The organism is Maribacter sp. R86514, assembly GCF_044597005.1.
Taxonomy (GTDB): domain Bacteria; phylum Bacteroidota; class Bacteroidia; order Flavobacteriales; family Flavobacteriaceae; genus Maribacter.
Map to the genome: position 1 here is coordinate 3,613,102 of NZ_CP138999.1, position 13,322 is coordinate 3,626,423.

The 13,322-nt window shown below is 33.5% G+C and carries 14 protein-coding genes; 11 read left to right on the forward strand and 3 right to left on the reverse strand.

Going from position 1 to position 13,322, the window contains the following annotated elements; genetic code table 11:
- Nucleotides 1-6: 6 nt before the first annotated feature.
- From SJY30_RS15845 to SJY30_RS15880, 8 genes are all read left to right on the forward strand, one after another.
- Nucleotides 7-267 carry a hypothetical protein gene (locus SJY30_RS15845; RefSeq protein WP_036157129.1) on the forward strand — a complete coding sequence of 87 codons (261 nt, stop codon included), beginning with the start codon at nucleotides 7-9 and terminating at the stop codon, nucleotides 265-267.
- Nucleotides 251-883 (forward strand): nicotinamide riboside transporter PnuC, encoded by a 633-nt coding sequence (gene pnuC / locus SJY30_RS15850; protein ID WP_396633101.1) that lies wholly within the window; start codon nucleotides 251-253, stop codon nucleotides 881-883. The genes SJY30_RS15845 and pnuC overlap by 17 nt, the downstream gene beginning before the upstream one ends.
- Nucleotides 844-1,407, forward strand: coding sequence for an AAA family ATPase (locus SJY30_RS15855; protein WP_036157124.1), 564 nt, complete (start codon nucleotides 844-846; stop codon nucleotides 1,405-1,407). The genes pnuC and SJY30_RS15855 overlap by 40 nt, the downstream gene beginning before the upstream one ends.
- Nucleotides 1,404-2,942, forward strand: a complete 1,539-nt coding sequence (locus tag SJY30_RS15860) for a DUF4301 family protein (RefSeq protein ID WP_396633102.1) — start codon at nucleotides 1,404-1,406, stop codon at nucleotides 2,940-2,942. The genes SJY30_RS15855 and SJY30_RS15860 overlap by 4 nt, the downstream gene beginning before the upstream one ends.
- Nucleotides 2,943-3,151: 209 nt before the next feature.
- The gene (locus SJY30_RS15865; RefSeq protein ID WP_396633103.1) at nucleotides 3,152-3,454 is read left to right on the forward strand and encodes a hypothetical protein; all 303 of its coding nucleotides are present in this window, start codon (nucleotides 3,152-3,154) and stop codon (nucleotides 3,452-3,454) included.
- 153 nt (nucleotides 3,455-3,607) lie between these two features.
- A complete protein-coding gene (locus SJY30_RS15870) occupies nucleotides 3,608-3,913 on the forward strand; it encodes a hypothetical protein (protein WP_396633104.1) in 306 nt (101 codons plus the stop codon).
- A 614-nt stretch (nucleotides 3,914-4,527) separates the two neighbouring features.
- Nucleotides 4,528-4,845 carry a hypothetical protein gene (locus SJY30_RS15875; protein ID WP_396633105.1) on the forward strand — a complete coding sequence of 106 codons (318 nt, stop codon included), beginning with the start codon at nucleotides 4,528-4,530 and terminating at the stop codon, nucleotides 4,843-4,845.
- 87 nt (nucleotides 4,846-4,932) lie between these two features.
- The gene (locus SJY30_RS15880; RefSeq protein ID WP_396633106.1) at nucleotides 4,933-6,381 is read left to right on the forward strand and encodes a sigma-54-dependent transcriptional regulator; all 1,449 of its coding nucleotides are present in this window, start codon (nucleotides 4,933-4,935) and stop codon (nucleotides 6,379-6,381) included.
- On the opposite strand, the gene SJY30_RS15885 is transcribed toward SJY30_RS15880, so the two are convergent.
- On the reverse strand, nucleotides 6,356-8,806 hold the full coding sequence (locus SJY30_RS15885) for an ATP-binding protein (RefSeq protein ID WP_396633107.1): 2,451 nt from the start codon (nucleotides 8,804-8,806) through the stop codon (nucleotides 6,356-6,358). The two genes, SJY30_RS15880 and SJY30_RS15885, sit on opposite strands and share 26 nt — an antisense overlap.
- 362 nt (nucleotides 8,807-9,168) lie before the next feature.
- Here SJY30_RS15885 and SJY30_RS15890 point away from each other — a divergent pair, with 362 nt between their 5' ends.
- A complete protein-coding gene (locus tag SJY30_RS15890) occupies nucleotides 9,169-11,331 on the forward strand; it encodes a TonB-dependent receptor (protein WP_396633108.1) in 2,163 nt (720 codons plus the stop codon).
- A 128-nt stretch (nucleotides 11,332-11,459) separates the two neighbouring features.
- Here SJY30_RS15890 and SJY30_RS15895 read toward each other — a convergent pair whose 3' ends face one another.
- Nucleotides 11,460-11,894, reverse strand: a complete 435-nt coding sequence (locus SJY30_RS15895; RefSeq protein ID WP_396633109.1) for a Rieske (2Fe-2S) protein — start codon at nucleotides 11,892-11,894, stop codon at nucleotides 11,460-11,462.
- 136 nt (nucleotides 11,895-12,030) lie between these two features.
- Here SJY30_RS15895 and greA point away from each other — a divergent pair, with 136 nt between their 5' ends.
- Together greA and SJY30_RS15905 are read left to right on the forward strand one after the other, a co-directional pair.
- Entirely contained in the window at nucleotides 12,031-12,507 is a 477-nt protein-coding gene (greA, locus tag SJY30_RS15900; protein ID WP_396633110.1) for a transcription elongation factor GreA, read from the forward strand.
- Nucleotides 12,508-12,584: 77 nt separating this feature from the next.
- On the forward strand, nucleotides 12,585-12,977 hold the full coding sequence (locus SJY30_RS15905; protein ID WP_396633111.1) for an HIT family protein: 393 nt from the start codon (nucleotides 12,585-12,587) through the stop codon (nucleotides 12,975-12,977).
- Here the strand turns inward: SJY30_RS15905 and SJY30_RS15910 are convergent.
- The gene (locus tag SJY30_RS15910) at nucleotides 12,964-13,320 is read right to left on the reverse strand and encodes a hypothetical protein (RefSeq protein WP_396633112.1); all 357 of its coding nucleotides are present in this window, start codon (nucleotides 13,318-13,320) and stop codon (nucleotides 12,964-12,966) included. The two genes, SJY30_RS15905 and SJY30_RS15910, sit on opposite strands and share 14 nt — an antisense overlap.
- Nucleotides 13,321-13,322: the final 2 nt, after the last annotated feature.

The window sequence follows — 13,322 nt, forward strand, 5'->3', positions numbered from 1 at the left end:
CTTTATATGGATATATCAGTTGAATTGACCTTTTCGCCATTGCAAGACGATTTTGAACAACACATTATAAATTTTATAAAAAAACTACGTGACTGCGGTTTAACTGTATTGGAGAACCCGCTAAGTACACAAGTATTTGGTTCGTATGATGAAGTAATGAACGTATTGAATACTGAAATTAAAACAGCATTTGAGCTGATGGACCGCGGACTTTTGTTCATGAAAATAGTTAAATCTGATAGAAGCGACTATGAGCCCCATTTTTGATTATCTCTTTGGCCAATATGCCGGTTATAACACTTTAGATATTATTCTGGAAATCATAGCAGTCATTTTTGGACTGTTATCGGTGTGGTTTTCCAAACAAAACAAAATTTTAGTGTACCCTACAGGGCTGATAAGTACTTCAATATTTGTCTACCTCTTATTAAAATGGGGTTTATTGGGCGATATGATGATCAATGCCTACTATTTTATAATGAGTTTGTATGGTTGGTATATTTGGACAAGAAAAGTAGATGCAGAACATTACACGCCAATTACCAGAGTAACCAAAAAGGAAAATATAACCTCGGTTATCATTTTTATAAGTACCATCATCTTTGTTTTTACCGTGTATCAAGTATTTGATAAATGGAATAGTTGGATTGCTTATGTTGATACCATAACAACAGCTATATTTTTTGTGGGTATGTGGTTGATGGCCAAGAGGAAAGTAGAAAATTGGATATATTGGATCGTTGGAGATTTAATATCTATTCCATTATACTTTTATAAAGGATTTACGTTTACTAGTTTTCAATATCTCATTTTTACAATATTGGCCTTTTACGGGTATAATGCATGGAAGAAAAATATAAGCAAGAACCTTCAGATGTCTTAAAAGTGGTCCTTTTTGGTCCAGAATCTACAGGTAAGACAACCTTGTCAGAACAGTTGGCAAGGCATTACCATACCGTTTGGGTACCAGAATATGCAAGAGATTATCTTCAAGATAAATGGAACAATGAGCGTAAAACTTGCGAACCTCATGATCTGTTACCTATTGCCGAAGGGCAAATGCGTTTAGAAAATAAGTTGTCTAAAAAGGCTACGGATATTCTCATTTGCGATACAGATCTGTTGGAAACCAAAGTATATTCAGAAGCATATTATATTGGGGAATGTGATCCTGTATTAGAAAAATATGCGCTTGAGAATTCTTATGATCTTTATTTGCTGACTTATATAGATATTCCTTGGGAAGCTGATGATTTAAGGGATAAGCCAAATGAAAGAGAACAAATGTTCAATTATTTTAAAGATACTTTAGAAAAATACGGCAAAAAATTTATTACCTTGAAGGGGAACAAAAAACAACGTTTAGAAAAAGCCATTAACCATATAGATACCTTATTAGATAAATGATTGAACTTACAGATAAAGATTTAAAACAATTAGAGCAAAAGGGAATTTCTAAAGAGCAAATGTTGAGTCACATCAACACTTTTAAAGAAGGTATACCTTTTGTAAAATTAGAGAATGCTGCCGTAATAGGTAATGGTATTCTTAAATTTTCTGATGCAGAAGAGCAAGAGCTCATTGCATTTTATGATTCGAAATTAAAAGACTTAGATATATTAAAGTTTGTTCCGGCTTCTGGTGCGGCATCAAGAATGTTTAAAGCATTATTTAGTTTTTTAGGTGCTTATAATCCTGCTGATGAAACTTTAGACGCATATTTGACAAGAACTAATGATAAAGATATTAAGAAGTTCTCTGAAGGCTTAGAGCATTTTCCGTTTTACCACAAAGTTATGGATAGATTAAATTTAAAATCTGATGCTCAAGGAGAAAAGGTTTTTAGTTTTATCTCTGAACTTTTAGGCGAGAATGCATTGAACTATGGTTTTTATCCGAAGGGATTATTACCATTTCATAAGTATGAGTCTACTGCAGCTACACCATTTGAAGAACATTTAAAGGAAGGTGCATTATATGCAGGTTCTAACGGAAAAGCAAATTTACATTTTACAATTTCTGAGCAGCATGAAAAAATGTTTGGTGAAGAATTTGAAGCCTCTGGACCAAAAGTTTCTGCTGACACTGGTATAACTTATAATGTAGATTACTCATTTCAAAAATCTTCTACAGATACCTTGGCGGTAGATATGGACAATAACCCATTTAGAAATGAAGATGGCTCTGTGTTGTTTAGACCAGGAGGTCATGGTGCATTAATCCAGAACTTAAACGAAAAAGACGCCGATGTTATCTTTATTAAAAATATAGACAACGTTGCTGTAATGAAAGATGCCAAGGCAGTTGCCGATAGTAAAAAGGTTCTGGCAGGTGTACTTTTAAAAGAGCAGGAAAAAGCTTTTGAATATGCTGCGTTGCTAGATAAGGGGAATGTAGATGATACACAGATTGAAGAAATCAGAAACTTTTTGGTTACAAACTTGAACGTTCGTTTCTCAGATGATTTTGATACCAAATCCAACAGTGAAAAAGTAGTTGTACTTAAAGATAAAATCAACAGACCTATTCGTATTTGCGGTATGGTTAAGAATGAAGGTGAGCCAGGTGGTGGTCCGTTCTGGGTAACTAATGGTAAAGGGGAGGTTTCTTTACAAATTATAGAGTCTGCCCAAATAGATATGGATGATTCACAACAAGCGGATCTTCTTAAAAATTCTACACATTTTAATCCGGTAGATTTAGTGTGTGCTGTTCGTAATTATAAAGGTGAGAAATATGACCTATTAAAGTTTGTTGATGAAAAGCAAGGTTTTATAACGGGCAAAACTAAAGACGGTAAAGAATTAAAAGCTCTTGAGCTACCTGGCTTATGGAATGGTGCAATGGCTTTTTGGAATACCATTTTTGTAGAAGTGCCCTTAGTGACCTTTAATCCTGTAAAAAGCGTAGTAGATCTTTTAAAAGATTCGCATCAGGCTTAAAATGATAATATAGAGTATCGTATAAAAAAGTGTGTAGTTTCTACACACTTTTTTTATTTACGCACATTTTTACCCAATAGTCTTTAAACGATTATTTGGTTTATATAACTGACAATCAAATATATATGATTAAACAGGATGTCGTATTTCGTGTTGGCACAATTATTCTAATATACCTTTCAAGAATGTTTAATTTAAATATAAGAAAGATGAAAAAATTAGTATTTGCCACAGCTTTAGCCATAGGTAGTTTAACAATAGGTACTGCCTCAACTCCAATTATATTTCACGATGGTATAATGGAAGATGTTTTTTTACAAGATTATACAGAAGTAGCTGCTTCTGATTTACCAACACCAATTGTAAATGCTTTAGCAACAGATTATGAAGGTGCAATGTTGAATAAAGCATACGTTGATGATGAAAATAAATACAAATTAGAAATTACTTCACAAGATGGTGCTTCTTCAGTGCTTTATGCAGATGCAGAAGGTAACTGGTTAGAAATGTAAGGATTAGAAGTTTGAGTTAGTTGTTTGTAAAAAGCTGCCTAGGCAGCTTTTTTATGTTTAAAATTTTAAAATTTCATTAAAGGATAATCCATATGTAAGATTACTCCGTAAGTATTTTAAGATTTAGAGTTATTAACGATTAAAATTATTAGCATGAAAAATTACGCATTACTAGTATTCTTGACTTTCGGAATCATGTTTAACGCATCAGCAAACACTAGTTCAGATATAATTGAAACAGAAGTCGTAGTCAAAATAGCCGATGAATACGTAAAAATTAAATCGAGCGAATTAACACCACCGGTAATTGAAGAAATATTAAAGCAATACCCAACATCTAAACTTGGTGGAGCTTTTAAAAATAATAAAGGAGAATTCAAATTAATAATGGTGCTTAAAAGCGGTACAAGAAAGACCGTATATATAGACCAACATGGTAATTGGATCAACAAGAGATAGTCCGTTTTATCGATAGAAATAAAAAAAAACTGCTAAATGCGGTTTTTTTTTATTTAAAATGTGACCTATCAAATAATGTTGTGTCTAAATAAGTGAAGCAAGTTATGAAACAATGGTCACTATAGTATTTATTTCGGTCACAAGTGCAGTTTTGATTTTAGCAATGACTATGATATCAAAATTGTTTTGGGAGGAATAAATAAGCATAAAATCACTTTCATTTAAACACTAACCGTTAACTGTGAAGGTGCCACCAAATAATTGTATTTGAAATAATCCCCCGGATTAGCATTGTCCAATATTAGTTGTTGTTGAATTGATTGAGGTGTTGGTTAAAATTTTAAAACAAGAGTTTGATAGGTGGTTTGAGGGGGGCTGCAATTTGCAGCTCCTTTTTTTTGTCTTCAATTAAATTTTAAAAACAATTTTTTGTTTTCTTTTTGAGTAAAAATTACACAGTGGTCTACATGGGTTACAAATTTACCCAATAACCGGAATGATAGTAAAATTATAATCTTCTGATAATCAGATGTAATGATGTAAATTCTTGTTGTGGCACTCTTTTTTCTTTGTTAATAGTATTGATATGTATTATTAACTTAAATATAGAAAATATGAGAACTTTATTTTTATTTGGAGCAATGACATTAGGAGGTTTTGCAATAAATGCACAAGATGCAGCAGTTTCAGAAAATGGAATACAGCACAACCAAGTAAATGAGATTTCAATAGCAACAGAAGATTTTGAAGAAATCTCGGTTGCAGAAGTACCACAAGCAGTAACAAATGCGGTATCAAAGAATTTTCCAACGGCAAATTTAGATAAGGCATACACAAATGAAAAGAAACAATATAAGCTAGTATTATCTCTTGAAGATGGCACACAAGGTACGGTGTATGCAGATGAAGAAGGTAATTGGATAGATATGTAATTATAGAGAAACTTGTTTGTTCAAGTTGGTTTGGTCAGGAAAGGATAGCTAAAGGCTATTCTTTCCTTTTTTTAGGACTTTTTTTAAATGTTTGAACAAAAGCTTTATGATAATTTTAAAATACAAGTAGTCGGCATATGGTATTTTTACGTAGATACTAAGAACACCAAACTGACTATGACTAAAATTCTAATTATTGAAGATGATATTTCATTTGCTCAAATGCTTCAAAAGTTTTTGGCTAGAAATAGTTATGATGTTGTATTAAGTCATACTGGGTTAGATGGTGAAAAACAGCTAAAAGAACAAAATTTTAATTTAGTAATAACAGATTTGCGTTTGCCGGATTATGACGGGATTAAATTAGTGTCTGAATTAAAAGGAAAGATTCCGGTAATAGTTATGACCGGTTATGCAGAAGTGTCTACGGCTGTAAAGGCTATGAAGATGGGTGCATATGATTATATTTCCAAACCATTTACGCCTGACCAAATGTTGGCGGTTATTGATGGGGCGTTGAATTCAAAACCTGCAGCTGTAAAAGAGACTTCCAAAGAAGAACCTGAAAACTCTAAGGTTAAAGTAGCTAACAAAGAGAGTGAAGCTAGTTCAAAGGAATTGATTCTTACAAGTGATGCAACTCAAAAATTAGAAGAACATATTGTCTTAGTCGCACCTACTAATATGTCAGTTTTAATCATAGGTGAAAGTGGTACAGGTAAAGAGGTTACTGCAAAAGCCATTCATCAAAAAAGTACAAGAAATAAAAAGCCATTTATAGCACTTGATTGTGGAGCAATACCAAAAGAATTAGCGGCAAGTGAGTTTTTTGGACATTTAAAAGGAAGTTTTACCGGTGCAGTAGCTGATAAAATAGGGAGTTTTGAAGCTGCCAATGGCGGAACATTGTTTTTAGATGAGGTAGGTAATCTTTCCTATGAGAATCAAATTCAGTTGTTAAGAGCCTTACAAGAGCGAAAAATTAAAAGAATAGGTAGTAATACTGAAATACAGGTTGATGTTAGAATATTATCAGCTACCAATGAAGATTTAAAGTCTGCGGTTGAGAACGGTACTTTTCGTGAAGATCTGTATCATAGATTAAATGAATTTTCTTTGCAAATTCCCGCTTTAAAAAACAGACACGGAGATTTGCCTGTATTAGCTACTCATTTTCTAAAAAAGTTCAATGAAAAGTTGAACAAACAAATAGTTGATTTTTCTGATGAGGTTTGGGATATTTTCAATGCTTATCATTGGCCTGGTAATATTCGCGAATTACAGAATGTAATTCAGCGTGCAGTATTGTTATCAACTACAGATAAAGTAGAAGCAAAGGTTTTACCGTCAGAATTAATGAGTCCGGTTTTAGAAACCGTAGCACTAAGAAGTCTTTCAAAAGCGGAATTTGAAAAAGAACAAATTGTAAACGCTTTAAAACGTACTAATTATAATAAATCTAAAGCAGCTAAATTACTTCAGGTAACTCGCAAAACGCTTTACAATAGAATCAACCATTATGATTTGGATCTGTAGCTGTTTGTTGTGAAAGTACATCAATTAAAAATTCAATCTCACGCTGCACTTCTTGAAATTTTCTCTTTAATTTTTGACTGCTAATTTCATCGCTCTTTAATACTTCAAAAGTTTCTAAAACGGGTATGGCATTATTCACTTCTAATTGACGAAACATAGGCAGCATTTTATGTGCTGTTTTGTTTAGCAGCTTAAAATCATTATTGGCAACGGCGGTTCGAAGTTGAAAAAGGTTTTCTTCTGTATCCTTTGTGAAAGTTAGCAATACCTCGTTAATAGCATTTTGGTCATCACCTAAAAACATTTTTATATTAGTTAGGCTAAATGGCTTGTCATTACTTTCTTTATTTAAAATAACTATACGACTTGGAGCTTTGGTGTTATTGTTAAATATTGTATTTAGTTTTTGTAATAAGTCGGTTTTTGAAAAGGGTTTGCGTAACAAGCCAGTAAATCCTTTTTCGGTGAAATGTTGTAATGATAGGTCTCGTCTTCCTGTCATTGCCAAGATGGGTTGTTTGTTATAATTTTTGAACGCGCCAGATTTTAATTGGTTTACAATTTCATAGCCCGTAACGGTAGGCATTTCTATATCGGTCAAAATCACATCAAAGTTGAAATCTTCTTCAGATGTAAAAGCATTGAAATCTGAAAATATTCGAGCTTCAATTCCTTCGGCTTTTAGAATTTCGCTAATGAGTTTTAAGAGAGATGCGTCATCATCGAATACAATAATTTTTAAATCTTCTAATACTATGGTTTTTTGAGGTGCTTCTTCAACCTCTGCTCCCAATTCAATAGGTATTTCAAGCGTGAACGTACTGCCTTTATTTATTTCGCTTTCTAACAATATGGAACCTTCTAGTAATTCAGTGAGTTTTTTGGTAATGGTGAGTCCTAATCCGTATCCATCATATTTCTTATCCGTATCGTTCTCAGCTTGTGCAAACTCTTTGAAAATCAGTTCTTGTTTCTCTTTAGAAATCCCTATTCCCGTATCCTCTATTTGTAGTTTAAGCGTTTTATTGTTTAATATAGTTCCGGTCAATGTGATAGTACCTTTATCTGTGAATTTATAAGCATTTCCTAAAAGATTCGATACAATTTGTCGTAGACGAAAAGCATCGGAAATAATAGGATGTTTTAAAGAATCATCCAATTTTAAAACCATTTCAATTTTCTTGTTTTGATATTGAGAAGCAATATTTTTAGAGCTTTCTAGTATTAATTGATCAATCCTAAAAGAAGAATGCTTGGCAACCATTTTTCCAGCTTCTAACTGAGAGAAATCCAGTAAGTCATTTACAAGGTTATTGACATAGTTCGTAGCAGATTTAATATGGGTAATATGTTCTTTGTGGTTCTTACTGTTATCGCTTTCTTCTATAATATCGGCATAGCCGCTTATGGTGTTTAATGGAGTGCGTAGATCATGACTTACGGTAGCGATTAATTGCTCTCTACTTTTTAATAGCGATTCTGAATATGCCTTTTCCTTTTCAAGTTTTTCTCTGTATATGTTCGCTTTCCAAAAATCTCTATTAAGAATAAAAGTAAAAATACCTACTACTAGAAAACCAAGAATTGCGGCGATAACGGCTAGGCGAATACTTCGTTTAAGCAGGGTTTCTTTTTTTATGGAACTTGCTAAGCTGTTCATGATGATCTCTTGCTCAAAAGAAGAAAGAATGGTACGCAATTGCTGCGATAGTTCAAGATCTGTTTTATTGATGGTTGTTTCTCTAATAGCTAAAGAATTTTTATTTGTGGTATTTTCTTGCTGTACGTCTTTTAAAAGATTTTTAGAAACCTGAACGACACTGTCCATTGTTTGAACATTTTGTTGTGGATCTTCGTCTATAGGTACATTTGCATTTAAATAATCGGCAACTTTTTTTATGGCACTTTGTGCTTTTGGTGAAAGCTCGTCTAAGTTTGGTGCTAAACCTTCGGGTTTAATAATACCTAAAGATTCTTCAAGCTTGTCAAATTCTTTAAGAGCAGAGTTTATAGCGGTGTCAGTTTGATCTTTAATTCTAATGGAGCGTAAAGCATTGATATTGGTCGCCTTTTTGGTTAGTAAAGAGCTAAGGCTGTCTAGAAGCATGCGTTGATGATTGCTTTCCGTAAGTGTTTTTAATTCTTCAATATTGGTGTAGAGAGAGTCTATCTTATTCTCATAAGCGGTAAAATTGATTTTGCTTTTGGTTTGCAAGGCAAGTTTAGAAAGGCTTTCAGCTTCATATAATTGCGCGAGAAAAGAGTTTGTTTTTAGCAGTTTATGATCTTTTTCCGTTGTTTGCTCAGTTGCGATATACTCTTGTACTTCATTATAGATATAATAAGAGGCGATGATCCCTAGAATAATTAAAAGAAGGTAGCTAATGGTTATCTTAAGGGTGAATCTATTTTTTTTTGAATTCATATAGTTTTGTGCTGATACTTTAAATACGTTAAAACTGCAGGAAGAAGTTCTAAAAAGGTGTTAATTAAACAAGTTGTTATTTTTTTAAATTTCTTTATGACAGTATAAATAACTGCATTACATTTGCCGCATCTCAAAGGGGTGCCTAGTTCTAATCATAGAACAAAGCTGAGATTATACCCAAAGAACCTGGGCAGGTAATGCTGCCAAGGGAAAGTCTAAAAAATTTAAAACAATTTTTTAGAATAAGATGTAGTATGTTTTTTTATTCATATGAAGTCTTTTGGAAAGCGAGCTTAGTTGCTCTAAAATCAATTTTAATATTAGAATAATAACCCCTTTTATTCGTGATTATTTTACGAATGAAACTATCTATTTTCACAATTGCGGCGTTTCTTACGCTGAGTATGGGTCTAAGTGCCCAAGAACAGGAAACTGACACCTTAGAAGGTAAAAAAGTAGTGTTAGACGAGGTTTTCGTCTCAGCGGTCAGGGTGACCAAAGAATCTCCTGTTACATTTTCAAATCTTACAAAGGAAGATATCAAGCCTCGAAACTTAGGTCAAGATATTCCTGTATTAATGAACTTTCTACCATCTGTAGTCACCACTAGTGATGCAGGTGCCGGAGTAGGTTATACAGGTATTAGGGTAAGGGGTAGTGACGCTACACGTGTAAACGTTACCATTAACGGTATACCTTATAACGATGCGGAATCTCAAGGTACCTTTTGGGTAAATATGCCAGACTTTGCATCTTCAACAGAGAGTTTACAGTTACAACGCGGTGTAGGTACGTCGACAAACGGAGCAGGTGCCTTTGGTGCCAGTTTAAATCTGTTAACTGACGGATTCTCGCAAGATGCATACGGACAAATATCAACTTCAATTGGTAGTTACAGCACCTTAAGAAATAACCTGAAATTCAGCACCGGACTTTTAAATGACCATATTGAAATTTCGGGTAGACTATCTCAAATCAATTCTGATGGTTATATAGACAGGGCTAGAACAGATTTAGAGTCTTATTTTTTACAAGCTGCTTATAAAGATGACAATACCTTGATCAAAGCGTTAATGTTCGGTGGTCATGAAATTACGTATCAGGCTTGGTACGGTATAGATGGTCAAACTTTAAAGGATGATAGAACCTTTAATCCTTCAGGTATTTATACAGATCTAGATGGAAATACCCAATTTTATGATAATGAGGTAGATAACTATAAGCAGGATCATGCTCAGCTTTTATGGAACGAACAAATTTCAGATTTCTGGAGTACCAACATCGCATTGCACTATACCAGGGGTAGAGGCTATTTTGAGCAATATAGAGAGGCAGACGATTTCGCTACCTATGGTTTTGAACCATTAATAGTTGATGGTGTTGAGGTAAATACCACAGACCTCATTAGAAGACGTTGGTTAGATAATGATTTCTATGGTACCGTTTTTTCCGCAAACTATAAGAAAGACAAGCTAGACTTAATAATGGGTGGTGGCTTTAACAAGTATGAAGGCGATCATTTCGGCGAAGTGATTTGGGCTAGATATGCTAGCAACAGTAGTTATAAAGACCGCTACTATGATGATAGTTCAACTAAAACTGATTTTAATCTGTATACAAAAGTAAATTATCAATTAACAGATCAATGGTCGTTGTATGGAGATTTACAATATAGAACGGTAGGCTACAAGGCTAATGGAGATGAAACCGGTTTGGTTGATGATACATTTAATTTTTTCAACCCAAAAGCTGGGGTAACTTTTGATTTAAATGCCAATAACAATTTCTATTTGTCTTATGCGGTAGCTAATAGAGAACCAAATAGAAATGACTACGAAAGCGGTAACCCTAAGCCAGAAAAATTGAATGATTTTGAATTAGGATGGAGATACGTATCAACTAATGTACAGGTCAACACCAACCTATATTACATGAACTATAAAGATCAGTTAGTGGTTACAGGTGAATTAAATGATGTTGGTGCACCATTAAGAGAGAATATTGGCGATAGTTACAGATTTGGTTTAGAGGTTGATGCGAATATTAGATTGGGAGATAAATTTAGTGTGCGCCCTAATATTGCTATAAGCGACAATAAGAACAAAGATTTCTTTATTGATCGAGATGGATTATTACAAGGTTTAGGCGATACCAATATTGCATATTCACCAGGTTTGGTAGCAGGAAATATTCTAAGTTATATGCCTTCTGAAGTACTGAGTCTTTCGTTGTACTCAAAATTTGTTGGCGAGCAATATTTAAGTAATACAGATACCGAAGCTTCAAAATTAGATTCTTATTTTACGAACGATTTCAATGTAACCTATGAAGTTAAAATGAATAGTATTGTTAAATCTATCGTATTTTCAGGTCTGGTAAATAACATCTTCAATGAAAAGTATGTTTCTAACGGCTATACCTATGTAGACAGTTGGTCTACACCTGGTAATTCTTTTGAAGTGCAGGGGTATTATCCACAAGCTGGTACTAACTTCTTGTTGGGAGCCACCGTTAACTTTTAAATATTTTGAGAGCGATCAAAGTATTATAAATAATTTTAAGTGTTATAAAAGGGTGTGACTTTTAAGGTTGCACCCTTTTTATTTTTTGAGAATATTTCAATTTGATATCTAGAACTACCTATAAGTGCTTAATTAAAAATAATTACACTGCCCCCGTTAAAACTGGTACGATATTCTAACATGTTATAATAACGATTGCCATCATCAGGTACGTCCAATAACTGACCGGTAAATAGACTATACTCATAACCTTCACATGAACATGTTGCAACTTGTCCTCTAAAAGACATGGTAGAGCAATCATTAGGGGCGTGATTTGGGCAACTACCTTCAAAAGCCCTAAATTGATCAAAGCCAGAGTTGATTACGAAAACCCCTCTAGTACCGGCAAGATCACTATTTATATAAACCACACTGCCAGTGTTTGTAAGAGGACTGTAGGAAGGCAGGTTTAAATTGGCTTCAAAACGAAAACCTATTTCTTGTAAGTAAGGATTTCTATTTGTACCGTCATTGCTACAAGCGGTAATAATCAATAGAATAACAATGCCTAATCTCTTCATTATACTTAAAGTTTAGTTTTGAAAAACTTCAGCAAAAGTGCGTAAAAATTATGTATATTTGTGTTAAATCCTCGCTTAAAAAGCCGAAATAACAGGCAATTGCAGAGGATTTGTTTATTTATAAAACAAAGAGGTAATGAGTAATATATCATACTATACTCCAGAAGGGTTGAAGAAACTCAAGGAAGAACTAAATCATTTACGAGATGTTGAGCGCCCAAAAGCGTCTCAAGCTATTGCCGAAGCAAGAGATAAAGGAGATTTGTCGGAAAATGCTGAATATGATGCTGCGAAAGAAGCACAAGGTCTTTTGGAAATGAAAATTTCAAAGATGGAAAATACAGTGGCAAATGCACGTTTAATTGACGAGTCTCAATTAGATACTTCAAAGGTTTTGGTGCTTTCTACCGTAAAGCTTAAAAATCAAAATAATGGCATGGAAATGTCTTATAAGTTGGTTGCCGAAAGTGAGGCGGATTTAAAAACCGGTAAAATTTCAGTGAACTCACCAATTGGTAAAGGTCTACTAGGTAAAAAGGTAGGTGATACTGCAGAGATCGTAGTGCCAAGCGGAGCCATAAAATTTGAAATTCTTGAAATTACAAGAGCATAATTTTTTTAAATAACTATATTTAATCCTATCCTTTGTTAATGGATAGGATTTTTTATTACCATTAAATACAAATGACTATGCCAACTATTTTTACGAAGATTATCAATGGTGAAATTCCTTGCTTTAAAGTAGCTGAAGATGACAATTACCTGGCTTTTTTAGATATTAACCCCAATGCAAAAGGGCATACATTGTGTATACCTAAAAAAGAGGTGAATAAAATTTTAGATTTAGATGAAGAAACCTATTTAGGACTGATGTCTTTTTCTAGAAAAGTAGGGAAAGCATTAGAGAAAACAGTTGATTGCAAGCGTGTGGGTATGTCTGTTATTGGTTTGGAAGTGCCGCATGTACATGTTCATTTAATTCCTTTAAATGAAATGAAAGATGCTACCTTTCAGCATAAGGTAAAATTGAGTAATGAAGAACTTAGTACTTTAGCTAAAGCAATAGGTTCTAAAGTTGAATAGCTCCAGAAATATATAAATAAATTGCACCGGCCACTAATGCTATAAGAATTAAGATGACGCTATAGAACAGTAATGTTGGCTTAGATGATTTTTTGGTTGGTATAGCGGTTTTTTGATAGTAATTGAACATGCGTTCAATATCATCTGTCCAAGTAACAGGGTAAATAGTAGAGTGGCAGGTATTGCAAACTAATTTATTACTTAGTTCTCCTGTAATTTTATGAAAAAAGCTACCGTAGGTATGCTTTTGATAAAAAGTTAAATTTAAATCTTGATTAAAACACTCAGGACAATTATTCGTCAGTTTGGCTTCTTTAATAATTTCTAATTTTTCCTTCGCCATAA

Bases quoted from the DNA above. Each gene is read 5' to 3' on its own strand.
- SJY30_RS15890 (WP_396633108.1), top strand. From the start codon at position 9,169: ATGAAACTATCTATTTTCACAATTGCGGCGTTTCTTACGCTGAGTATG.
- SJY30_RS15845 (WP_036157129.1), top strand. From the start codon at position 7: ATGGATATATCAGTTGAATTGACCTTTTCGCCATTGCAAGACGATTTT.
- SJY30_RS15870 (WP_396633104.1), top strand. From the start codon at position 3,608: ATGAAAAATTACGCATTACTAGTATTCTTGACTTTCGGAATCATGTTT.
- SJY30_RS15875 (WP_396633105.1), top strand. From the start codon at position 4,528: ATGAGAACTTTATTTTTATTTGGAGCAATGACATTAGGAGGTTTTGCA.
- pnuC (WP_396633101.1), top strand. From the start codon at position 251: ATGAGCCCCATTTTTGATTATCTCTTTGGCCAATATGCCGGTTATAAC.
- SJY30_RS15895 (WP_396633109.1), bottom strand. From the start codon at position 11,894: ATGAAGAGATTAGGCATTGTTATTCTATTGATTATTACCGCTTGTAGC.
- SJY30_RS15905 (WP_396633111.1), top strand. From the start codon at position 12,585: ATGCCAACTATTTTTACGAAGATTATCAATGGTGAAATTCCTTGCTTT.
- greA (WP_396633110.1), top strand. From the start codon at position 12,031: ATGAGTAATATATCATACTATACTCCAGAAGGGTTGAAGAAACTCAAG.
- SJY30_RS15880 (WP_396633106.1), top strand. From the start codon at position 4,933: ATGTTTGAACAAAAGCTTTATGATAATTTTAAAATACAAGTAGTCGGC.
- SJY30_RS15860 (WP_396633102.1), top strand. From the start codon at position 1,404: ATGATTGAACTTACAGATAAAGATTTAAAACAATTAGAGCAAAAGGGA.
- SJY30_RS15865 (WP_396633103.1), top strand. From the start codon at position 3,152: ATGAAAAAATTAGTATTTGCCACAGCTTTAGCCATAGGTAGTTTAACA.
- SJY30_RS15910 (WP_396633112.1), bottom strand. From the start codon at position 13,320: ATGGCGAAGGAAAAATTAGAAATTATTAAAGAAGCCAAACTGACGAAT.
- SJY30_RS15855 (WP_036157124.1), top strand. From the start codon at position 844: ATGGAAGAAAAATATAAGCAAGAACCTTCAGATGTCTTAAAAGTGGTC.
- SJY30_RS15885 (WP_396633107.1), bottom strand. From the start codon at position 8,806: ATGAATTCAAAAAAAAATAGATTCACCCTTAAGATAACCATTAGCTAC.